The organism is Salicibibacter cibarius (assembly GCF_016495725.1).
In the GTDB taxonomy this organism is placed as follows: domain Bacteria; phylum Bacillota; class Bacilli; order Bacillales; family Marinococcaceae; genus Salicibibacter; species Salicibibacter cibarius.
In genome coordinates this window covers 2,501,942-2,525,242 of the sequence record NZ_CP054705.1, presented here as the reverse complement: position 1 = coordinate 2,525,242, position 23,301 = coordinate 2,501,942, and the positions used below count along the sequence as shown (strand labels likewise).

Genomic DNA, 23,301 nt, shown 5'->3' with positions numbered 1-23,301 from the left:
GGGAAAAAACAAGAATGCACACGAATCTTGCCCTTTATTCTTTTCCAAAAGACTGGTATCATAAAAAATGTGTGTAAAGGTATTGGACAGGTGATATTCATCGCTCCTTTATCGCATGATCGAATTGATAAGTACTCATAGGAAGGATGGACAGAACATGAATATTCATGAGTACCAGAGCAAAGATCTCCTCCGACAGTACGGCGTCGCTGTGCCGACGGGGTATGAGGCTTTCTCTGTGGAAGAAGCCGTCGAAAAAGCCCGTTCATTAACAACGGACGTGCGCGTCGTGAAGGCGCAAATTCATGCCGGCGGCCGCGGCAATGCCGGCGGTGTAAAAATAGCGAAGAATGAGGATGAAGTGCGTACATATGCCGAGGAGATTCTCGGCAAAACACTCGTCACTCATCAGACAGGCCCTGAAGGCAAAGAAGTAAAACGCTTGCTCATTGAAGAAGGCTGCGACATTGACCAAGAGTATTACATCGGTTTGGTATTGGACCGCAGTACTTCCCGGATCGTTTTGATGGGCTCGGAAGAAGGCGGCACCGAAATCGAAGAGGTAGCGGCCGAAACACCCGAAAAAATCTTTAAAGAATTTATCGACCCCGCGATTGGCTTGCAAGGCTTCCAGGCGCGTCGACTTGCGTTTAACATGAACATTCCGAACGATTCCCTCGGAAAAGCGGTTAAGTTTATGAGCGGGCTTTTTGACGTGTTTATGGAAAACGATTGCTCCGTTGCGGAGATCAATCCGCTCGTTACGACAAAAGACGGCGACGTTTTGGCGCTTGACGCGAAGCTAAATTTCGATGACAACGCCCTTTATCGTCAAAACGATATCCAGGACCTTCGTGACCTCGACGAAGAAGATCCGAAAGAAATCGAAGCATCCAAATATGACCTTAGCTACATCGCCCTCGATGGAAACATCGGTTGTATGGTCAACGGCGCTGGCCTGGCCATGTCGACGATGGATATCATTAAGCATAATGGCGGCGAACCGGCGAACTTCCTTGACGTGGGAGGCGGCGCAACGGCAGAGAAAGTAACCGCCGCGTTTAAAATCATCCTCGAAGATGAACACGTCAAAGGCATTTACGTCAACATTTTCGGCGGAATTATGAAGTGTGACGTCATCGCGGAAGGTGTTGTAACGGCAACAAAAGAAATCGGTCTCACGATGCCGCTCGTTGTCCGTTTGGAAGGCACAAACGTTGGTGAAGGCAAGAAAATTCTCGAAGAATCAGGCTTAAATATTACCGCTGCAGACTCCATGGCAGATGGTGCCGAGAAAATCGTAGACTTAGTAAAATAGAAAGGCGGGCACGCTACTATGAGTATCTTAATTAATAAAGATACGAAAGTAATTGTTCAAGGGATTACCGGTTCCACCGGCCTCTTTCATACAAAACAAGCAATCGAATACGGGACGCAAATTGTAGGCGGCGTCACGCCGAAAAAAGGCGGCACCGAAATTGAAGGTGTGCCGGTATTCAACACCGTTTCAGAAGCCGTAGACACAACAGGAGCTACCGCTTCCGTTATTTACGTTCCACCGGGACTTGCGGCTGACGCTATTTTTGAAGCGGTCGATGCCGAGCTTGATGTCGTTATTTGTATCACGGAAGGCATTCCCGTGATCGATATGTTAAAAGTCAAGCGTTACATGGAAGGCAAAAAGACCCGTTTAATCGGGCCGAATTGCCCGGGTGTCATCACGCCGGATGAGTGCAAAATCGGCATTATGCCCGGCTATATTCATCAAAAAGGGCACGTTGGCGTCGTTTCCCGCTCCGGAACGCTCACGTATGAAGCGGTAGATCAATTATCCGCGGCCGGCGTCGGACAGTCGACGGCTGTCGGCATCGGCGGCGACCCGGTGAACGGGACCGATTTCATCGATGCGTTGAATCTATTTAATGAAGATGACGATACCAAAGCAGTCGTTATGATCGGAGAGATCGGCGGTACGGCAGAAGAAGAAGCAGCCGAATGGGTGCAAGCAAACATGAACAAGCCGGTCGTCGGATTTATTGGCGGCGCCACTGCGCCTCCGGGGAAACGTATGGGCCACGCAGGAGCAATTATTTCCGGCGGCAAAGGCACTGCGGATGAAAAGAAAAAGACAATGGCCGATAACGGTATTGCCATTGCCGAAACACCGGCGATTATCGGAGAAACGATGATTGAAACGTTGAAAGAAAACAATTTGTATGATGCATGCTTAACGCATGAACCTCGCAATTAATACCGTGAAAGGCATCTGTCATAAAAAGTGTGACAGGTGTCTTTTTTAGTCTTGACTTCTTTTTTGCATGTGCTATAATAGGATAGATCGAACATATGATCTATGGAAGGAGACGCTATGTCCTCGTACCGGCAACGCTTGCTCCACGCCCATCTCGCCCCCGGCATGACTTGGCGCGCGCTTCAACGCCTGCATGCAGATGACCCCTCATTAGAACGATATGCCAAGCATTCCATCGACACATTAATAGGCCTTACCGGCTGTCGCTCGAAATCGGCACACGTTTGGCAATCCTATTGGAAAAGCACCTCCGTCGTTGAACTGGAGAAAGAAATGAAGGGGCTCGGAGTCATTCCGATCACGAAAGATGACCCTTCCTACCCGTTACGCCTGCTGCAAATGCCCGACCCGCCCTGGGTGATTTATTGCAAAGGAAATCTCTCTCTGTGCAACAAAGAAACGTTGGCTGTTATCGGCACGCGCCTACCGAGTAACTATGGTGTGCGGGCCACGGAAGAACTGCTCCCTCCGGTCGTTCAATCCGGCCGTGTCATCGTTAGCGGCTTGGCCAGAGGCATTGATACCATCGCCCATAAACGTGCAATTATCGCGAAAGGCAAGACGATCGCCGTAATCGCCGGAGGCTTTTTTCACATTTATCCCCGCGAGAACAAGGCACTTGCGGAAACATTGGCGAATAACCATTTAATCATCTCAGAATATCCCCCGGACCGCCGTCCGCAAAAGTGGCATTTCCCGGAGCGCAACCGCATCATCAGCGCGCTCAGTGACCGCATATTCGTCGTGGAAGCCGGCGAACGTTCGGGAACACTTATTACCGTTGATCAAGCGTTGGAACAGGGGCGCGATGTATGTGCCCTTCCCGGAACGATTTACAGCAAAATGTCCATGGGCACCAACCGTTTGATCGAACAAGGAGCAGCGATTGTCCTGCGATCCTCGGATCTGTAAACGCTCCCAAATTCGAAAAATTCTTCCCCTTACCAAAAAACTTTGTTTGACAAACACGAAATTGTTGTTTAATAATGAGGAAGGTTTTACATTAAAATTCGAACATGTTCAAATCGCCCTGCGCAACACGTGGCACAGGCCTTTGAGCTACCTTATCAGGGGGGAGGAAACTTTAGAGATGGCAGATTACCTTGTAATCGTTGAATCTCCCGCTAAAGCAAAAACAATAGGAAAGTATTTAGGGAAAAAATATACGGTGAAAGCATCGATGGGACACGTGCGTGATTTGCCGAAATCACAAATGGGCGTGGATGTGGATCAGCAATATAACCCGAAGTACATTACGATTCGCGGGAAAGGCCCGGTTTTACAAGAATTGAAACAAGCAGCAAAAAAAGCAAAAAAAGTCTACCTTGCCGCGGACCCCGACCGTGAAGGGGAAGCGATTGCGTGGCATTTGGCATTCAGCTTGGGGATTGATGAAGGGACGCCTTGCCGGGTTGTGTTTAATGAAATCACAAAACCTGCGATTCAGGAAGCATTCAAAAACCCGCGCACTATTAATACCGATCTCGTTGATGCCCAGCAGGCACGTCGAATTTTGGACCGGCTCGTTGGTTACAACATCAGTCCGTTGCTTTGGAAAAAAGTGAAAAAGGGTTTAAGCGCAGGACGTGTACAATCGATCGCCGTAAAAATGATTAATGACCGGGAGAAAGAAATTCAACAGTTTGAACCTGAAGAATACTGGAACATAAAAGGAACATTTTCATATGAAAAAGAAACATTCGAAGCCCAATTTCATGGAAAAGGGAATAAAAAAGAGGCTTTGAAGACAAAAGAAGATGTGGACGAAGTCCTTGGCAACATAAAAGGGGACGATTTTACGATTGCTTCCGTTCAGAAAAAAGAACGGCGACGCAATCCGGTACAGCCTTTCATCACCTCTTCGCTCCAGCAGGAAGCGGCCCGAAAGCTTAATTTCCGGGCAAAAAAGACGATGATGATTGCCCAGCAATTGTACGAAGGAATAGAGCTGGGCAAAGAGGGCACTGTCGGTTTAATTACGTATATGCGTACCGATTCCACACGAATTTCCGATACGGCAAAAGAAGAAGCGCGGACCTACATTCAAGAAAAATACGGACAGCAATATGTAGGCGGCGACCGCAAGCCAAAGAAACAGGGAGAGAACACGCAAGACGCCCACGAAGCCATCCGTCCAACGATTGTCTCCCGTGAACCCAAATCAGTCAAAGATCACTTGAGCCGGGATCAATTAAGGCTCTATCGTCTAATTTGGGAACGTCTGGTGGCGAGTCGTATGGCACCAGCGATCATGGATACGATGACGGCAGATTTGGAAAATGGCGGAATGATCTTTCGGGCAACGGGATCTAAAATAAAATTTCAAGGGTTCATGAAAGTTTATGTGGAAGGAAGCGACGATCGCAAAAAGGAAGAAAACAAACTTCTTCCCGCGCTCGAAGAAGGGCAAACGGCACAAAAAGAATCGCTGGAGCCGACGCAACATTTTACGCAACCACCGCCCAGATACACGGAAGCACGACTCGTGCGCACGATGGAAGAACTGGGCATCGGCCGTCCTTCCACGTTTGCGCCAACGCTTGACACTATTCAGCGGCGCGGGTATGTCTCATTGCAGGACCGTCGTTTCGTGCCGACGGAACTTGGAGAGATTGTTCTTGATCTCATCGTCGAGTTTTTCCCCGAAATCTTAAACGTGAAATTTACCGCCCAAATGGAATCGGATCTTGACGACGTTGAGGAAGGAAAAGAAAACTGGATCGAGATCATCGACACCTTCTACCAAGGGTTTGAGAAACGGTTAAAAGTAGCCGATCGGGAAATGGAAGAAGTTGAGATCAAAGACGAGCCGGTAGGGGAAGACTGTGAAAAATGCGGGCATCCCATGGTTTACAAAATGGGAAGGTATGGAAGGTTTATGGCTTGCTCCAATTTTCCCGATTGCCGGAATACAAAGGCCATTCTAAAGCCGATCGGCGTAAAATGTCCCCGGTGTAAAGAAGGGAACGTCGTAGAACGAAAAAGTAAAAAACAGCGGACATTTTATGGATGCGATCGCTACCCGGCGTGTGAGTTCGTGTCTTGGGATAAGCCGATTGCACGGCCGTGCCCGAAGTGCCAAAGCTTACTCGTCGAGAAAAAAGCCAAAAAAACGGTGCGGGTACAGTGTTCGAATTGCGATTATCGTGAAGAGCCCAATTAGCATAATTGTGTACGATTTAGTGACAATTCCTTTTATGGAAAGGAAAACCCCTTGTCATCAGTTGGGGTTTTCCATATGCTGATTGTGGGAGGCTCAGTAGCGATCAATAAGCAACGCTTTATTGCAAAATCATATCAGAATTTTATGAATAAAATCTTGCTTTTACACGATGCAATATGTTAAGCTTTAAACGCTTATCATAGAGGAAAGTAATCCATTTGAGGTGAATGCTGATGCGTTCAGACTCGAGAGATCCTTATTTGGCATTTTTTCAATATTTACAGGTTGAAAAAAATGCGACGGCTCATACGATGGCCGCGTACAGACGGCAATTGGGCGTTTGGCAACACTATGTGCAGGAGGAATTGCAAGTAGACGTATGTGCCGTTGATTACCGCCACATTCGCATGTATTTGACTCATCTGCATGACAAAGGTTTGGCAAGAACGAGTATCGCCCGCGAACTTTCTGTCATTCGGTCGTTTTATCGCTTCTTAAAAAGGGAATCACTAATACAGAACAACCCCGTGTCGTTCACGAGGTTTCCGACCCAAACCGAGCGTTTGCCCCGTTTTCTCTATTCGAACGAACTGGAAACGCTATTGAGCGTCTGTGAAGGGGAAGATCCGCTAAAACAACGGGATCTTGCGATTATAGAGTTGCTTTACGCAACCGGCATCCGTGCATCGGAATGTTGCGGTTTAGTGCTCGACGATTTGGATTTGAGCACGGAAACCATCCATGTGACCGGAAAAGGCGGGAAAGAACGGTACATTCCCATAGGCGCCTATGCCCTCGATGCTTTAATAAAGTATTGCGAGGACGGGAGGAGCGCGTTAGCCAATCACGAAAAAAATCGTCCTTCCGCTCTTTTTTTGAATTATAGAGGCGGAACATTAACGGATCGCGGATTGCGTTACGTGTTGAATAAACGCGTACAAGAAGCGTCACACTCTTTAAAAATGTCTCCGCACAGTTTGCGCCATACATTCGCCACCCACCTTTTGAATGAAGGCGCTGATCTTCGCGCTGTTCAAGAATTGCTCGGTCATGAGCATTTGTCGACGACCCAGCGCTATACACATGTGACAACCGATCGTTTACGCACGATTTATAAAGGGGCGCACCCGCGAGCCTGAAAGGAGTCATTATGGAGTCCACTTTTCACGCAACAACGATTTTTGCCATTCGCCATAATGGCAAAGGCGCAATGGCCGGGGATGGTCAAGTCACGATGGGGCAGGCCGCGGTCATGAAGCATAGTGCCAAAAAAATACGCAGAATTTATAACGGGAAGGTACTCGCGGGATTTGCCGGCTCGGTCGCCGATGCGTTTACTTTATTCGAGAAATTTGAAGGGAAATTGCAGGAATACGGTGGCCAAATGCAACGGGCAGCCCGCGAGTTGGCTAAAGAATGGCGCAGCGACAAGGTTCTCAGAAAGTTGGAAGCAATGCTGATCGTTATGGATGATCGTCAGTTGCTGTTGATTGCCGGTACGGGGGAAGTCATTGAACCCGATGACGGTATATTGGCTATTGGCTCCGGTGGTTTCTACGCGCTTGCAGCCGGTCGGGCACTCGCGAGACATTCCGGGCTCGAGGCTCGGGATATCGCCGAAGAAGCGCTTAAAACTGCCGGTGAAATCTGTGTATACACCAATGACCGGCTCGTGATTGAAGAAATTTAACCTCCCGTATAATGGGTTACGAAAGGTGATAACCGGTGGAATATGCCAATCATACCCCGCGTCAAATTGTTGAGCAGCTCAATCAATACATCGTCGGGCAAAATGAGGCTAAACGTGCGGTAGCGATCGCGCTTCGCAATCGTTATCGACGAAGTAAAGTGCCTGAGGGTATCCGCGAGGAGATTACGCCGAAAAATATTCTCATGATTGGCCCGACAGGCGTAGGGAAAACAGAAATCGCCCGTCGCTTGGCGAAACTCGTCGGTGCCCCTTTTGTCAAAGTGGAAGCAACGAAGTTTACGGAAGTAGGTTATGTTGGCCGTGATGTGGAAGCAATGGTACGTGATCTCGTCGACCATGCCGTCCGTATTGTAAAAGCTGAAAAAATGGAAACGGTCAGGCCACAGGCAGAAAAACAGGCAAATGAGCGCTTAGTGAAGCTTTTGTCTCCGACTAAGCGAAAAAATCAGCAACAAAAAAATCCCTTTGAAATGCTTTTTCAAACTTCATCCAATGAAGACACGGAGGAAGGTACTGACGAAAGTGAATCGGAACGGGAAAGCAATCGGGAACGCAGGCAACGCATCGCCCATCAACTCGCCCTTGGCGAATTGGAAGATCACCTCGTCACGGTTGAAGTAGAAGAACAAAGCCCATCCTTTTCCGATATGTTTCAAGGGACGGGAATGGAACAAACGGGCATGAATATGCAGGAGATGTTCGGAAAAATGATGCCGAACAAAAAGAAAAAACGTGAGTTGCCCGTGAAAGAAGCACGAGGTGTTCTCGCAGACGATGAAGCACAAAAACTCGTGGATATGGAAGAAGTCAGCCACCAAGCTGTCAAAAAGACGGAACAACTCGGGATGATTTTTATTGACGAAATCGATAAGGTAGCCGGATCACAACAAGGCAGTAGCGCCGATGTTTCCAGGGAAGGCGTCCAGCGTGACATTCTCCCCATCGTAGAAGGAGCATCGGTGACGACAAAACACGGGACGGTACAAACCGATCATATTTTATTTGCGGCAGCCGGTGCGTTCCATATGTCAAAGCCTTCGGATTTAATTCCCGAACTCCAAGGCCGTTTTCCGACACGCGTGGAATTGGAGAATTTGTCAAAAGAAGATTTTATCAGGATTCTTCGTGAACCTGACAATGCCCTCCTCAAACAATATTCGGCACTTTTGAAAACGGAGGGTATAGATGTAGAATTTTCTGACGAAGCTGTTGACAAGATCGCCGAATTAGCTGAACATGTCAATCGTGAAACGGAAAACATAGGGGCCAGGCGCTTGCATACATTGCTCGAACGATTGCTTGAAGAGCTGTCCTTCGAGGCTTCCGATATCACACTGGAAAAAATCACAATCACTGCCCCTTATGTCGAAGAAAAACTCGCGGATGTTGCTGGAAACGAAGACACAAGCCACTTTATTTTGTAATTTAACAATTAGGAGGAAATGATTCACAATGGAACTACTAATGAAATCAAGGCAAATTAATGATATGTTACAAAAGACGACGGGCCAACATGTGGATTTTAAGGATATGGCAGAAACGTTAAGTGAAGTGATTGCTGCCAACGTTTTTGTCGTAAGTCGCCGTGGAAAATTGCTCGGCTACTCGATTGAACAAGAGATTGGCCATGAAAAAATCGACCGGATTCTCGAAGAACGACAATTTCCGGAAGAATACACAGCCGGTATTTCCAGCGTCAATGAAACTTCGCCAAACCTCGACATTGACAGCGAGCACACCGCTTTTCCAACGGAAAACCGGGACCTATTCCGCACCGGGCTCACAACGATTGTTCCGATTATCGGTGGCGGTCAACGGTTGGGAACGTTAATTCTCGCCCGTTTAAATGAACGGTTTAGTGACGATGATTTAGTGTTAGCCGAATACGGGGCGACCGTTGTCGGCATGGAAATCCTTCATGAAAAAGCTTCCGAAATCGAAGATGAAGCCCGGAGCAAAGCGGTTGTGCAAATGGCGATCAGTTCCCTTTCCTACAGCGAATTGGAAGCTGTCGAACACATTTTTGAAGAGTTGGACGGCAAAGAAGGATTACTCGTCGCCAGTAAAATAGCCGATCGTGTCGGCATCACGCGCTCGGTCATTGTTAACGCTCTTCGCAAACTGGAAAGCGCGGGTGTGATAGAATCTCGCTCCCTCGGCATGAAAGGAACGTATATTAAAGTGCTAAACAACAAGTTTCTCGTCGAATTGGAGCGTCTTCGCGACGAATAAAACGACACTTAACGACAGCCTGTCTCCTCTTCATTGAGGGGACAGGCTGTTTTTTTATGAGAATTAGATCGAGGACTTCATGGCGACCGAATTGAGTCGAAACGTGCTTGTAAGGTCACCATGAAAGGCGTATGGCGCCCGAAATGGGTCTCCCGTTGGGTTTTCGTCGTCATGAAGCTGTCACGGCGGCCGAACGGAACCGGATGCCAGCTTTCCGGGCACCATGGGAGGTCTTTGGCGCCCGAACAGGACCGAATATCAGCTTTTCGGGCACCATGGGAGGTCCATGGCGCCCAAATTGGCCCCGTTTCTCAGCATTAGGGTCGTCATGAAAGGCCGTGCGATTTAACCAGGGATTGCTGAACAACTTACAGATTTCAGCTGAAGCCAGGATACCGCCTTCCATGGCCACGCTTTCCGGGGACGCATAATGATCAAGTCTTCTCCCGCAAAAACTGGCGCTGCGGGGTCTCTTGACGTGTCTACGCGATTGGCGCGTCATCCCTTTGTACGTTGCCGGAAGTGAAAGGGTTTTTCTGCTTATAGGATGGATTTCCTTGCATCCAACTTTGCCACATCAACCACAAAAAAATAATTCAGCAGTTCTTGAATAGGATGAAACACTCAATATCTCAAAAACGATATTGGGTGTTTTTTATTACGCCAAAAGGCAGAATAATTTTAATGGCTCCCCTAAGCGCGTCCATTAATAATTTAGGCCCAAACAACTTTTATGAGAACAAATATGAGCATAAAGACTTAAATTAAGTGGACTTATTTTTGGTTTGCATAGATAAAAGTTACTGATTTTTGCTTTTTTTCGATTCTGATAGACATTTATCTTGTCTTTTTTATACAATGGGGAGGACAAATTAAATCCAACATAAGTATTAAGTATATAAGTCTGGGTTTAACGTTTTAGTTATTTTTGAACAAGGGGGTAGTGAGCCATGGCTTTGTTTTCATCGACCATCGACCAATTGCACAACGGGTTGGACGGAGCCGAACTTCGACAAAATACGATCGCGAACAACATCGCAAATGCAGATACGCCGAACTATAAAGCTCGGAAGGCAAGCTTTGAACACATGTTGGGTGATGCAAGGCAACAGTTTGATTCCCAAAAGACGGACGGACGGCATGTGGACTTTGGCGAGGGGCATCGCGAGGCCTACACATCCGTTGACCGCAGCCGAAGCTATAATCATAACGGCAACAGTGTAGATATGGACAAAGAGATGGCGGAAATGGCCAACAATCAAATCTATCAATCTGCGCTCGTTGATCGGATGGACGGACAGTTTGGCAACTTGAAAACCGCTTTGGGAGGTCAGTAGCATGGCGATGTTTGATGGAATGAACGCGACCGCTTCCGCCTTAACCGCGCAACGCCTGCGCATGGATACGGCATCGGGGAATATGGCGAACGCATCGGCGACGAGGGGACGCATGGTCGATGGGGAGTGGGAACCTTACCGGCGAAAAATGGTGACGATGGCGCCTCAGGAAAACCGGCCGTCGTTTGCTTCCCATTTGCAAAACGCGGAAAGGGAAAACACCGAAGGCGTGCAAGTGACCGGCATCGTTGAAGATCAGACGCCTTTTCAAACAATGCACCAACCTGGGCATCCGGATGCGGATGAGGACGGAAATGTAGAGCTTCCCAACGTTGATCCGCTGAAAGAGATGGTGGATGTTATGGGGGCCACACGATCGTATGAAGCTAACGTAACCGTGTTCGATGCTCATAAAGCTATGAAAATGAACGCCATGGAAATCGGACGAGGCTAAAAGAGGGAGGAAAGAAAATGCCAATGATACAAGGGCACCCGCCCGGGGAGATGCCCCTTTCACCGTTATCCCCGCAGGCAGCGAACAGCCCGGCGGAATCCGGGAAAAGCGAACAGGTGCGCACGGACGAAGTGCAAAACAGTTTTGGAAATATATTAAACGAAGCGTTGCAAAATGTACAAGACTACCAGTCAGCATCCACGGAAAAGACAGAACAACTGTTGACTGGAGAAGTGGACAATATGCATGACGTCTTTATTGCTTCCGAGAAGGCAGGCGTAGCCTTGCAGGCAACGGTAGAGGTGCGGGATAAAGTAATCGACGCATACGACAGCGTAATGAGAATGACTTTATAGACGCCTTAACTTGATGGGAAAGTGAACATGAAATGAACGAAAAGATACATATGTACAGAAATAAAATTCGGGAGCATTGGTCGGGTAGAACGAAAAATCAGCAACTGCTCATCATCGGCGGGGCACTGTTACTCCTCATATTCATCGTGCTGCTCATCTTTTTCGGTACACGGACGAACTATGCCCCGTTGTACAATGATTTGCCCGTTGAAGAAACCGGCCAAATAAAAGAAACGCTCGACAGCAGGGGGGTCCCGTCGGAGGTTACCGACGACGGGACAGCTATTTTAGTGCCTAGGGAAAGCGTCGATCAGCTAAAAGTGGAATTGGCCGCGGAAGGGATTCCGCAAAGCGGTTCCATCGGCTATGAAGATTTTCAGGATCAACTTGGATTCGGGATGACGGAAAATGAATTTTCCGTCATGGAAAAAGCGACGCTGGAAACGGAGCTTGGACATTTGATGCAATCGGTGGATGGTGTTTCGCAGGCAGACGTTATGGTCACGCTGCCGGAAGAAACGGTGTGGGTGAGCGACGAACCGGAAGAATCCAACGCTTCCATCGTTCTCTCGCTTGCCGGCGGCTATCAGTTGGATCAAGAAAACGTGCAGGCGCTGTATCACCTCGCTTCAAGAAGCATCCCCCAATTGCCTGTGGAAAATATCACGATTACGGATCAGCTGGCGAATCAATACCATTATGAGGACCAAGGGGCCATCGATGGAACGCAACAAGCCTATGATCAACAACGGGAAATCAGCCGTACCGTCGAAAGTGACCTGCAACAAAACCTTCAACAGATGTTGGGCACAATGATGGGGCAAAACAGCGTGATGGTTTCGGTCACGACGGATATCGATTTCACCCAGGAAACGCGGGAAGAAGAACTGGTGGAACCGGTCGATGAAGAGCAAATGGAAGGGATTGAGATCAGCGCAGAGTCGATCATCGAAACGTATGAAGGCGAAGAAGTTCCCGAGGAAGGCGTTGCCGGAACAGGGGAAGATGACATTGCCAACTATCCCGGTGTCGGTGCCGGTGGGGACGGCGATTACGAAAGAATCGAAGAGCGGGTAAACAGCGATGTCAACCGCATTCATCGCCAAATCCAGGAAAGTCCTTACAAGTTAAGGGACTTAGGTATTCAAGTCATTGTTGAACCGCCGGATCCGGAAGATATGTTGTCGTTGCCGGCGGACACCGTCGATAACATTGAAGAGATTTTGGAAACGGTCGTCACAACGAGCATCGACGAAACTTATTTGGAAGACATGGATGATGGAGAAATCACGGATAAAATTTTTGTTTCCGCCCAGCCATTTATGGGCAATATGGATACCGATGAAGAACCGGAATCCGCGGGAATACCGGCATGGGTCTACATATTGGCGCTCGGCATTTTGGCGGCGATTATAGCCATTGTCTTTTTCATTAGGCGCAATCGTTATGTGATAGACGATGAAGAAGTGGAGGAAGCGCGTGTTGCGCTCGACGACATCCCGGAAGAAGATCATTCGATCGAAGGCGAGCAGCGGCAGCGCTTGGAAAGACTGGCGAGAGAAAAACCGGAGGAATTTTCCAAACTTCTCCGAACGTGGATGTCGGAAGATTAGGGGGGAGTATCAATGGCGAGAGGGAAAAAAGAAATGACCGGCAAGCAAAAAGCGGCAATTCTTCTCATCTCCATGGGACCCGATGTCTCGGCTAACGTATACAAGCAATTGCAACCGGAAGAAATTGAACAATTGACGCTTGAGATTGCCAACGTTCGCAAAGTGGAAAGCGAGACGAAAGATAAAATCATCGGTGAATTTCACCAGCTCGCGGTTGCCCAAGATTATATGACGCAAGGTGGCATCGGCTATGCGCGGGATGTGTTGGAAAAAGCCGTCGGGGAAGAAGAAGCCATGGCAATTATCACGAAACTTACGTCCACGCTTCAGGTTCGCCCGTTTCATTTTGCCCGCAAAGCTGAACCGATGCAGATTCTAAATTTCATCCAAAATGAACATCCGCAAACGATCGCCCTCGTTCTTTCTTATTTGGATGCAGAACAAGCGGGGCAAATTCTCTCGGCATTGCCTTCCGAGGTGCAAGCAGATGTTGCGAAACGAATCGCGTTGATGGATAGCACGTCTCCGGATGTCATTAACGAAGTGGAAGGCATTCTTGAAAGGCAACTTTCTTCGGCTGTATCTCAAGACTATAAAGAGGCGGGCGGGATTGAATCGGTCGTGGATGTGTTGAATAGCGTCGACCGGGGAACGGAGCGCACGATCATTGACTCCCTGGAATTTCAAGATCCGGAACTTGCCGATGAGATCAAAAAGCGGATGTTCGTATTTGAAGATATCGTCACGCTTGATAATCGCTCGATCCAACGCATTATCCGCGAAGCGGGTCAAGAAGATTTACAGCTTTCTTTAAAAATGGTCAGTGACGAAGTGAAAACAATCATTTTCAGCAATATGTCCACGCGGATGACCGAAACCTTTCAAGAAGAATTGGAATACATGGGACCTGTTCGTCTTAAAGACGTGGAGGACGCGCAAATGCGAATTGTCGGGACGGTACGGGGCCTGGAAGAAGCGGGCGAAATCGTCATTGCCCGTGGTGGGGGAGACGATATTGTTGTCTAACATTATTAAAGCAGATACATCAAGCCTAAAGGCGAATGACCCCCACGCTGTCCTGCTGCAGCCGATACGTGAAAGAAACGGACAAAACCTTGCCGCGGATGCGGATGAAGCGTCAGAGGGATCGAAGGGCGGCAAAAAGCAAAAAGTGCTTGCCAAAGCCCATGAAGAAGCGGAAACGATCATCGCAAAAGCAAAATCGGAAAAGGAATACATGGAAAAAGAGATGGAAAAAGCCCGTGCCGACCTGGACGAAACCATTGAAAAAGCATACAACGATGCAAAAAGCAAAGGGGAAGAACAGGGGCTTCAAGCAGGAAAGGAACAAGGCTATGAAACGTATCAAACCATCATTGCCGAAGCCAAAAATATTGTCACCGCAGCTCACGAGGATTACCGCCAATACATGGACGGTGCCGAACCTACGATTATTGACCTGGCCGTGAAGCTCGCGGAAAAAATCCTTGGCGAAAAGCTGGAAATGGAGAATCATTGGTCCCAATTCGTAAGACAAGCCCTCCGGGAAGTGAAAGATCAAAGCGAGGTCGATATATTTGTCCATCCGGATCGTTACGGGGAAACCGTTCAACAACGGGAGGAGTGGCAAGCCCTTCTCAGCCACACAGAACGCATTCGGTTTTTCCCGGATGAGGATTTGGATAAGAATGGTTGCTTGATTGAAACGCCATACGGGCGTTTGGTCGCTTCATTAGACGATCAGTTAGAGGTGTTGCAAACCGAGCTTCACGAACTGTTAGCCGGGGAGAGGGGACCTTGAGAGCCGCAGATGTGAAAGAGCAGCTTGATGACGTTCGTACATTGAAATGGATGGGAAAAGTAACACGTGTCGTCGGCCTGACAATCGAGGCGAAAGGGCCACAAGCGGCCGTAGGGATTCTCTGCTTTATTTTCACGGATAACACCCGTGAACCGATACGCGCGGAAGTCGTTGGCTTTAAAGACGCGCGCATTCTATTGATGCCATATTCGCAAACCGCAAATATTCAGCCCGGTTCCCTCGTGAAAAGCACGGGAAAACCTTTAGAAATCGGTGTGGGGACAAGATTAATCGGAAAGGTCATTGATGGTCTGGGGAGGACGCTTGATGGCGGCGATCTGCCCAAAGGGTTACATAAATTTCCTGTTGACAGGGAAGCGCCGAACCCGCTGGCGCGCCCTAGAATTGTCAAGCCGCTTTCTCTCGGTGTACGGGCAGTTGATGGCATGTTAACGGTCGGCGAAGGCCAAAGAGTCGGGATTTTTGCCGGCAGTGGCGTCGGAAAAAGCACCTTGATGGCGATGCTTGCAAAATTTTCGGAAGCCGATATCAATGTGATCGCGCTGATCGGCGAACGAGGCCGGGAAGTCAAGGATTTTATTGAAAAGGATCTCGGGGCTGAAGGATTGAAGAACACGATCGTTGTCGTCGCCACATCCGATCAACCGGCCCTCGTACGTATTAAAGGCGCAATGGCGGCGACGGCAATCGCGGAATATTTTCGCGACCGGGGAAAAACCGTTAATTTAATGATGGATTCGGTCACCCGTTTTGCGATGGCACAACGCGAAATCGGCCTTGCCACCGGGGAGCCGCCGACGACAAAAGGGTACACCCCATCTGTCTTTTCCCTTTTGCCGCAATTGCTTGAACGATCGGGAGCCAATGAACGGGGGTCGATCACCGCCTTCTATACCGTGCTTGTCGATGGTGATGATATGGATGAGCCGATTGCGGATGCTGTGCGGGGGATTTTGGACGGTCACTTCATTCTTGATCGAAAATTGGCGAATAAAGGGCATTATCCGGCTTTAAACGTTTTAAAAAGCATCAGCCGTTTGATGACAGATATTGTTCCAAAGGAACATTTGGAGGCGGCTATGACGATCCGGCAACATTTGGCTACCTATGAAGACAGTGAGGATTTGATCCAAGTGGGCGCTTATAAGAAAGGGACGTCAGAAGACGTGGACCTTGCCATACAAGTGCAACCCGATATTCAGGAATTTTTGCAACAGGGAACCGAACAAGCTCATCCCATAACGGAGACGATTGAACAATTACAGTTGCTGGCAAGGAAAGGAAGAGATGAGTGATGTCTTTTACGTTTGCCCTTGAAAAGGTGTTGGAAGTGAAAGAACGTGAAGCTGCCGAATGCAGGAGAGGGTATGAAGAAGCCGCCGGGAAATTTGAATCCGTTGGCTACGAGTTATATCAATGGTTGAAAGCGCGTGAAACCCTTGATGATAGCCAAACACAAGATTGCAAAGCGGGCACGACGATCGCGGCCTTGCAAAGCAAACAATTGGCAAGAACAAACATTGAAACCGCCATTGACCGGAGCCAAGCAAAAACAAATGCGGCCCGAAAGACGATGGTCAAACGGAAAAAAGAATGGCAAACGGCAACGATCGAGGCAAAGAAATACGAAAAGATGAAAGGGCGCAAGTGGGAAGAACACGTCCGGGAAATGAAGAAGCAAGAACAAAAACTCATGGATGAACTCGCTTCCCGACAAGTGTTGCAAAGCAGGTGACGCAATGGTCAACAGAAAAGAGAAGAAGGGAAACGGCTTCAAACGTTTTGTGCTGTTCATCGTTATTCCCGGGGCATTTCTCGTTATCATTGGGGCGATCGTCTTATCGGCATTGGGGATGAACCCAATGGAACAAGCATCCACTTGGATGAGCGAAGAAGAAGACAGGGACGAACAGGAACCGTCCCTTGCCGAAAGCGATGAAGAAGTTGCCAACCTTGAAGAGCAGCTGCAAGAAGCGGAGGACACCATTGAGGAATTGGAAGACGAGATCGAGCAAATGGAAGAGGATGAAGCCTTTGCAGAAGCAAGCACCGAGGAGCTTGACGAGGCTGATGGTCCGGAAGCGCTCACGAGGATTGCCCGCGTCTATGAAAATATGAGACCGGGACAGGCGGCTGAAATTATGGAAGAACTGACAAATGATGAGATTTTGTTGCACATGTCGGAGATGAATGATGATAGCCGCTCGGCGATTCTGGAAAATATGGATCCGGAACGAGCCGCTGAAATTACGGCCTTGCTAACCGATTAAGCGTCAACTGCGAAGGGAGGTGAAAAGGTGATTCCAGCAGGATTACAGTCGTTTTCATTCCATGAAGGAGTCTCTGGGTTCGTTCCGGCATCCATGGAAGGATTGGGCGAGAACCTTGAGCAAACGTTTGCGCAACAGCTTGCCCATTTCCAAGAAAAGAACGAGGCATTTTCGCAAGAGGAAGGCTCACTGACTAGCCAAGATATGTTAGAAAAAACCGTGAACAAAGATTTGCCTGATATAGAAGCTATCCTGGAACTGTTTTATGACTGGGTTCGCTCCTTCCCTGAAGCAGAATCTTTCTTTGAGGACATTGATTGGGAAAATGTGATGATGATTGCAGAAGAAGCGTTGAGCGAAAACGAAGGAGAAGACTTCCTTTCTTTCGATTTTGAACAAATAGCGGCGTTTATCATTGATGCCGGCCTCCCCATTCCGGAAATGCTTGAAACAATCTTCCTCGACAGTGAAAAAGGGCCCGGGGAAAACGAGGAGGCATTCGCTTTTGCCGAAGAATTGAAGGAGGCTAACCTACCGCCATTAATAGCTCTTATCGCTTTTGTCGCTGAAGAGGGTGAAAATGCAAAACCGATACGTGAACAGCTTGCCCAGTACGCCCAACAATTGTATTCGTCGCCGGGAAGGGAGATTGGAACGCAAAATTATGGGGATGCTTCCGGTCATGTGAAGGAAAGCAGAAAAACAACAGAAGTTGCCCCCCGCTTTTATCGTTTTGAACCCTCAAATGCAGCTGTAAAGATGGAAATGATCCTTCCGAAGCTCAATCATGGAACCCCGCCTCCTGCTGCATTCGTTTTCAATGAAACGATGACGATGCAAGCCTTGAATCAAGGGGAACAATTGAATATTCATATCGGCGATCAAAAAACCGAGCATGCACGGGCGATGGCTTTCATGAAACAATTTCAACAAGCGCTCAGCAAAGGGCACTTGCGCTCTGATGGAGAAGGCAGGCAACAATTGACAATTAAACTTCATCCTGAAAGCTTGGGTCGATTGGACGTGCAAATCACAAGAGATAACGGAGTCTTACAAGCAAGGCTCGTGACGACAACAGCGCTGGCCCGTGAATTGGTGGAGTCCCAGCTACCCAATCTTCGACACGCATTCCACCAACAACAGCTCCCGGTGGAACGGATCGTTGTTGATGAAGCGCGCACCGAAGTTGCCGACGAACGAAGAGAAGGAAAACACTCGGCGGATGAAGATGCTTCCGCATATGAAGAAGAAAGCGATGAAGACAGGGATGGGAAACACCTCCCATCCTTTGAAGAATGGTTACAGACGACGTTAAATCAGGAGGAATAGGGAGGTGACATTCAGATGGACGTGAACATGCAAACCACGGCTGCCCCGGGTGAAAGAGGCATGAATGAAGGACAGGTTGCGGAGCCGGAGGACGCCATGCTCGGCAAGGATGATTTTTTAACAATTTTAATTGCCCAATTGCAAAATCAGGATCCCCTTGACCCGATGGATGATCGGGAATTTATTGCCCAGATGGCGCAGTTTTCTTCTTTGGAACAAATGACCAATATGAATGAAGCAATGCAACGTTTCGTTGATCGGCAAGAAGGGAGTGCCCTCGTTCAACAAAGCGAGTTGATCGGAACGACGGTCAAGTGGGCAAGCCTCGTTGATGAAGATCACGGAGACATTCAGTACGCGGAAAACGAAGTCACCTCCGTGCGCAGAAGCGAACAGGGGGACATTGAGCTGCTTCTCGATGAAGGGCGTTGGATTGACAGCAGGCAAGTGGCTCAAATCGGCTTGGAGCACGAAAATGAGGAAACATAAGCATTTATTGATCAACACTAAAATCTATGGTTGAAAAATAGATGTAATCATGAACGATGGTCACCGCTGCGGAAAAACACGACGCTTTCCGTGTTTTTCCCCCGTTAGCTAGTTTTATGGCCATCATTATTCACTGATATCAACGATAGATTTTGATGAAGAGTCGCATTTACTTTACCAAACAGGAGGGGTTATTCCATGTTGCAATCCATGTATTCCGGGATTTCCGGCTTGCAAAACCATCAAACGAAATTGGACGTTATCGGCGATAATATTGCTAATGTGAATACGCATGGGTTTAAAAAAGGGCGTTTTACTTTTCAAGACATGATGAGCCAACAAATGCAAGGCGCAACTGCACCCGGAGATGCCCAAGGAGGGTCAAATCCGGAACAAGTAGGGCTAGGCACGCAGACCGGCTCTATCGATACGATTCATACCCAAGGGCCGACGCAACCGACGAACCGTGAACTTGACCTCGCGATTGAAGGGGATGGTTTCTTTCGGATTCAAAATCCGGATGGCGGAGAATTTTACACCCGCGTGGGCAATTTTTCCCGTGACAGTGATGGGGATCTCGTGACCGCAGATGGATATTATGTGCTCGACGACGATGGTGGCACCATTAATATTGCTGAGGAGGCATCCAATTTCAGCATTGGCAGCGACGGTACGGTGACGCAAGTGATCGACGGCGAACCTGAAGATGCGGGGACGATTGGTTTGGCTACATTTGCGAACCCGGAAGGGTTGGAAAGCTTGGGCGGCAATTTATACGGGGAAACGGCTAACTCGGGAGACGTAAATAATTTGGAAGCGGGAACCGGTGGTGCCGGTGACATCGCCGCGGGCATGTTGGAAATGTCGAACGTTGACCTTTCCGAAGAATTTGTGGAAATGATTTCCGGTCAACGTGGTTTACAAGCCAATACACGCATTATTACGACGTCCGATGAAGTCTTGCAAGAAATTATGAATATGAAATAAATAAACTGACTTTCATCAGAGGGGGAGATCTCCCTCTGAGGTTTCAAAGGTGCAAGCCCGCCGCGACTACATATTAATGCAGCAAAGAATCGATAAAAGATTTTGGCCATGAGGAAGAGAGGGGGCGTCTCGATGAAAAAGTTGGTCATTACGTTTAGCATTATCATTGGGCTATTGCTCGTCAGCATAACGGCGGCGTTTTTTCTTGCCGGTCAAACGGGAAGCGGGTCAGCGGCGGAAAATGAAGACCCCGGGATTGATGAAGTCATCGATCGTTCTTGGGACACGGAAGAATTAACGACGAATTTGGCGGGAGATCATTACGTACGTGCCTCGTTTCGGATCCAGGCAGATTCCAATGATACGACTGAAGAATTGGAAAAACGGGACTTTCAAATACAAAATGCGATTATTTATCGATTGGCGGAGATGGACGCAGATGAATTGGGCAGTTCAGATGGATTATAAACGCTGGAAGCTGGATTACAGGAAGATATTAATGACTTGCTTGATACCGGAGAAGTGGAGAGAGTGTATACGACAAGCCGGATCATACGATGACGGCCACCCTTGGTTCCCGGGCGTCGCCGAAAAAGAGCATGGTAACGAAGAAGAAACATTGATAAACCGGAGTTGGTAGTGATGGCAGACGTACTCTCGCAAGGCGAAATCGATGACTTGTTGTCAGCCCTGTCCACAGGGGAGAAGGATGCGGAGGAATTGCGCAAGGAGATCGATGAAAAAAAAATAACGACGTATGATTTTAAACGGGCCCTCCGTTTTTCAAAAGACCAAATCCGAACGTTGACACGCATGCATGAAAATTTTGCCCGCCTGTTTACGACAACCCTATCTTCCAGGTTACGGACCTTTGTGCAAATGTCCGTCGCCTCCGTCGAGCAGTTGCCCTATGAAGAATTCATAAGTTCGATTCCGAAAATGACCTTGCTTCACGCTTTTGAAGCGCCCCCACTCGAAGGGCGGTTGTTAATTGAGATGAATCCCCAAATCGGCTACGCCATGCTTGACCGCATTTTAGGAGGAGTCGGGTCCGATTATAATAAGATCGAAAATCTAACTGAAATCGAAACGCGGATTCTTTCGCAAATGTCGAGTTATTTAATGGATAGTTTTCAACAGGCGTGGCAATCGCTCGTTGAAATTGAACCGAAGATGGTTGATTTGGAAGTAAATCCCCAATTTATGCAAATGGTTTCGCCGAATGAAACCGTCGTTGTCGTATCCCTATCGGCAACGGTTGGGGAGACAGCCGGAATGATTAACGTATGTTTGCCGTACGTCGTGCTCGAAGAAATTTTACCGAAATTGTCGGGTCATTATTGGATGCAAACGACGAAAAAAACGCGTGATGAACAGGAAGAACAAAAAATAGAGACATCGGTTCGGCAGGCACAATTGACATTGCAAACGGTGCTTGGCCATTCAACGATTAGCGTTGAAGATCTCCTTTACTTAAATAAAGGAGATGTCATTGAACTCGATCAAGGCGTGAATGATCCACTAATTGCCTATGTAGGCAGCGAGCCGAAATATTACGTGCAGGCAGGGAAAAAGAACCAACGGCTTGCTGTGCAAGTGACTGAGGACTTCAAGAAGGAGGGCGATCAATAAATGAACGACCATGGAGATGAGAAACTATCCCAAGAGGAAATCAATCGTTTGCTCGCAGGTTTTGAAGAAGATGGGGCAGAGAAAACGAAAAGCAACGACATGCAAGAAGATGGCTACCCTCCGTCTCCAACGAAAGCAGTCTTGGATGTGAATCAGTATTTAACCGATGTTGAACAAGATACCCTCGGTGAAATCGGAAATATTTCGTTCGGGAGTGCTGCCACCGCGTTATCCGAGTTGATTAACCAAAAGGTATCGATCACGACGCCTATCGTACAGGCCATTGAATTTGATCTATTGCATGAAGAGTTTCCTGTCCCGCATGTGGCTGTTCACGTCAAGTATACGCAAGGGTTTAAAGGAACGAATCTCCTCGTCATTAAGGAAAATGATGCAAAAATTATTGCCGATCTAATGTTGGGAGGAGACGGCTTAAACCCGGAGCCTGAACTTACCGACATGCATATCAGCGCCGTTCAGGAAGCCATGAATCAAATGATGGGAAGCTCCTCAACATCGATGTCAACGATCTTTGGGCTGCGCGTGAATATTTCACCGCCCAGCATCGATATGCTTGATACGATGGAAGGATCCGGAACGGAGGAACTGTCCGGTGAAGCGACATTGATCAAAATCTCCTTTCGGTTACGTGTAGGGGATATGATCGATTCTTCCATTATGCAGTTAGTCACAGTAGCTTTTGCAAAAGAGCTGACCTCTCAATTGCTTCATTCACAAAGTGAAGAAAATGAAGATAAAATTAGCACCGAAGAAAGCCCTCCACTTGCAATAAATGAAACAGCAAATGATAGAAGTGTAAATGTAGAAGGGGAACGAGCAGCATCAGCATTAAACGTCCATGATGAAACGTCGAAAAGAAGCGTTCAACCGGCCGCTTTTCATGACTTTGATGATGTAGGGTTACAAGCTGCCGAAGCGCAAAACCTCAATATGCTGATGGATATCCCCTTGGATGTGACCGTCGAACTGGGCAGAACGAGCCGTTCGATTAAGGATATTCTTCAATTTACACAAGGATCGATCATTGAGTTGGACAAACTTGCCGGGGAACCGGTGGATATACTCGTCAATCAGCGTTTGGTGGCAAAAGGCGAAGTCGTTGTCATCGATGAAAATTTTGGCGTGCGTGTGACAGACATCGCTAGCCGCGAACAACGATTACAACACTTAAGGAATGACTAAAGGAGAGAAGGACAATGGCAAGTAGCGTGCTTATCGTAGATGATGCTTCGTTTATGCGAATGATGATTAAGGACATATTGGAAAAGAATCAATATGTGATTGCCGGCGAAGCGGAAAACGGGAAAGAGGCAGTGGAAAAATATAAGGAATTGAATCCCGCGTTCGTAACGATGGACATTACGATGCCGGAGATGGACGGCATCCAGGCGTTAAAAGAAATCTTGGCATTTGATCCACAGGCAAAAGTCATTATGTGTTCCGCGATGGGGCAACAAGCGATGGTGATCGATGCGATTCAAGCAGGAGCGAAAGATTTTGTTGTGAAACCTTTTCAAGCTGACCGGGTGCTTGATGCGGTTCAGAAAACCCTCGGTTAGACAGGAGAACTTTTC

Annotated in this window: 25 protein-coding genes; all 25 read left to right on the top strand. The window is 48.0% G+C overall.

The genetic code is table 11. The features are described 5' to 3' along the window. The first annotated feature begins 157 nt into the window (after positions 1-157). The 25 genes from sucC to HUG15_RS12925 all read left to right on the top strand — a co-directional run bounded on the left by sucC (position 158) and on the right by HUG15_RS12925 (position 23,286). On the top strand, positions 158-1,318 hold the full coding sequence (gene sucC / locus HUG15_RS13045) for an ADP-forming succinate--CoA ligase subunit beta (protein ID WP_200123521.1): 1,161 nt from the start codon (positions 158-160) through the stop codon (positions 1,316-1,318). Between the two features lie 18 nt (positions 1,319-1,336). Continuing rightward, entirely contained in the window at positions 1,337-2,251 is a 915-nt protein-coding gene (gene sucD, locus HUG15_RS13040) for a succinate--CoA ligase subunit alpha (protein ID WP_200123520.1), read from the top strand. A 117-nt stretch (positions 2,252-2,368) separates the two neighbouring features. Next, complete coding sequence (gene dprA, locus HUG15_RS13035; RefSeq protein WP_200123519.1) at positions 2,369-3,223, top strand: DNA-processing protein DprA; 855 nt, start codon at positions 2,369-2,371, stop codon at positions 3,221-3,223. 178 nt (positions 3,224-3,401) lie between these two features. Then, the gene (topA, locus tag HUG15_RS13030) at positions 3,402-5,474 is read left to right on the top strand and encodes a type I DNA topoisomerase (RefSeq protein ID WP_200123518.1); all 2,073 of its coding nucleotides are present in this window, start codon (positions 3,402-3,404) and stop codon (positions 5,472-5,474) included. 233 nt (positions 5,475-5,707) lie between these two features. Beyond that, positions 5,708-6,613 carry a tyrosine recombinase XerC gene (gene xerC / locus HUG15_RS13025; RefSeq protein WP_246516336.1) on the top strand — a complete coding sequence of 302 codons (906 nt, stop codon included), beginning with the start codon at positions 5,708-5,710 and terminating at the stop codon, positions 6,611-6,613. 11 nt (positions 6,614-6,624) lie between these two features. Beyond that, entirely contained in the window at positions 6,625-7,164 is a 540-nt protein-coding gene (gene hslV, locus HUG15_RS13020) for an ATP-dependent protease subunit HslV (protein ID WP_200123516.1), read from the top strand. Positions 7,165-7,199: 35 nt separating this feature from the next. After that, positions 7,200-8,609 carry an ATP-dependent protease ATPase subunit HslU gene (hslU, locus tag HUG15_RS13015; protein ID WP_200123515.1) on the top strand — a complete coding sequence of 470 codons (1,410 nt, stop codon included), beginning with the start codon at positions 7,200-7,202 and terminating at the stop codon, positions 8,607-8,609. 28 nt (positions 8,610-8,637) lie between these two features. Next, positions 8,638-9,417: a GTP-sensing pleiotropic transcriptional regulator CodY gene (gene codY / locus HUG15_RS13010; RefSeq protein ID WP_200123514.1), complete on the top strand. Its 780-nt coding sequence runs from the start codon at positions 8,638-8,640 to the stop codon at positions 9,415-9,417. Between the two features lie 950 nt (positions 9,418-10,367). Further along, on the top strand, positions 10,368-10,754 hold the full coding sequence (gene flgB / locus HUG15_RS13005; protein WP_200123513.1) for a flagellar basal body rod protein FlgB: 387 nt from the start codon (positions 10,368-10,370) through the stop codon (positions 10,752-10,754). Positions 10,755-10,761: 7 nt separating this feature from the next. Beyond that, positions 10,762-11,208, top strand: a complete 447-nt coding sequence (flgC, locus tag HUG15_RS13000) for a flagellar basal body rod protein FlgC (protein ID WP_200128976.1) — start codon at positions 10,762-10,764, stop codon at positions 11,206-11,208. A 17-nt stretch (positions 11,209-11,225) separates the two neighbouring features. After that, positions 11,226-11,564, top strand: coding sequence for a flagellar hook-basal body complex protein FliE (gene fliE, locus HUG15_RS12995; protein WP_200123512.1), 339 nt, complete (start codon positions 11,226-11,228; stop codon positions 11,562-11,564). A 32-nt stretch (positions 11,565-11,596) separates the two neighbouring features. Next, positions 11,597-13,177: a flagellar basal-body MS-ring/collar protein FliF gene (gene fliF / locus HUG15_RS12990; protein ID WP_200123511.1), complete on the top strand. Its 1,581-nt coding sequence runs from the start codon at positions 11,597-11,599 to the stop codon at positions 13,175-13,177. Positions 13,178-13,189: 12 nt separating this feature from the next. Further along, complete coding sequence (fliG, locus tag HUG15_RS12985) at positions 13,190-14,203, top strand: flagellar motor switch protein FliG (protein ID WP_200123510.1); 1,014 nt, start codon at positions 13,190-13,192, stop codon at positions 14,201-14,203. Then, entirely contained in the window at positions 14,196-14,978 is a 783-nt protein-coding gene (gene fliH, locus HUG15_RS12980; RefSeq protein ID WP_200123509.1) for a flagellar assembly protein FliH, read from the top strand. The genes fliG and fliH overlap by 8 nt, the downstream gene beginning before the upstream one ends. Further along, positions 14,975-16,294, top strand: a complete 1,320-nt coding sequence (gene fliI / locus HUG15_RS12975) for a flagellar protein export ATPase FliI (protein WP_200123508.1) — start codon at positions 14,975-14,977, stop codon at positions 16,292-16,294. Before fliH ends, fliI begins: the two co-directional genes overlap by 4 nt. Continuing rightward, positions 16,294-16,734, top strand: a complete 441-nt coding sequence (fliJ, locus tag HUG15_RS12970; RefSeq protein WP_200123507.1) for a flagellar export protein FliJ — start codon at positions 16,294-16,296, stop codon at positions 16,732-16,734. The genes fliI and fliJ overlap by 1 nt, the downstream gene beginning before the upstream one ends. A gap of 4 nt (positions 16,735-16,738) precedes the next feature. Continuing rightward, positions 16,739-17,269 (top strand): MotE family protein, encoded by a 531-nt coding sequence (locus tag HUG15_RS12965; protein WP_200123506.1) that lies wholly within the window; start codon positions 16,739-16,741, stop codon positions 17,267-17,269. A gap of 27 nt (positions 17,270-17,296) precedes the next feature. Further along, the gene (locus HUG15_RS12960) at positions 17,297-18,598 is read left to right on the top strand and encodes a flagellar hook-length control protein FliK (RefSeq protein ID WP_200123505.1); all 1,302 of its coding nucleotides are present in this window, start codon (positions 17,297-17,299) and stop codon (positions 18,596-18,598) included. Between the two features lie 15 nt (positions 18,599-18,613). Beyond that, positions 18,614-19,087 (top strand): flagellar hook assembly protein FlgD, encoded by a 474-nt coding sequence (gene flgD, locus HUG15_RS12955; protein WP_246516335.1) that lies wholly within the window; start codon positions 18,614-18,616, stop codon positions 19,085-19,087. 198 nt (positions 19,088-19,285) lie between these two features. Further along, positions 19,286-20,074 (top strand): flagellar basal body rod protein FlgG, encoded by a 789-nt coding sequence (flgG, locus tag HUG15_RS12950; protein ID WP_200123504.1) that lies wholly within the window; start codon positions 19,286-19,288, stop codon positions 20,072-20,074. Between the two features lie 132 nt (positions 20,075-20,206). Further along, positions 20,207-20,542 carry a flagellar basal body-associated FliL family protein gene (locus tag HUG15_RS12945; RefSeq protein ID WP_200123503.1) on the top strand — a complete coding sequence of 112 codons (336 nt, stop codon included), beginning with the start codon at positions 20,207-20,209 and terminating at the stop codon, positions 20,540-20,542. Then, on the top strand, positions 20,514-20,714 hold the full coding sequence (locus tag HUG15_RS12940; RefSeq protein WP_200123502.1) for a hypothetical protein: 201 nt from the start codon (positions 20,514-20,516) through the stop codon (positions 20,712-20,714). Before HUG15_RS12945 ends, HUG15_RS12940 begins: the two co-directional genes overlap by 29 nt. A gap of 2 nt (positions 20,715-20,716) precedes the next feature. Further along, positions 20,717-21,706 (top strand): flagellar motor switch protein FliM, encoded by a 990-nt coding sequence (gene fliM, locus HUG15_RS12935; RefSeq protein ID WP_200123501.1) that lies wholly within the window; start codon positions 20,717-20,719, stop codon positions 21,704-21,706. After that, positions 21,707-22,909 carry a flagellar motor switch phosphatase FliY gene (gene fliY, locus HUG15_RS12930; protein WP_200123500.1) on the top strand — a complete coding sequence of 401 codons (1,203 nt, stop codon included), beginning with the start codon at positions 21,707-21,709 and terminating at the stop codon, positions 22,907-22,909. It abuts the gene before it with no gap. A 14-nt stretch (positions 22,910-22,923) separates the two neighbouring features. Further along, on the top strand, positions 22,924-23,286 hold the full coding sequence (locus HUG15_RS12925) for a response regulator (RefSeq protein ID WP_200123499.1): 363 nt from the start codon (positions 22,924-22,926) through the stop codon (positions 23,284-23,286). Positions 23,287-23,301: the final 15 nt, after the last annotated feature.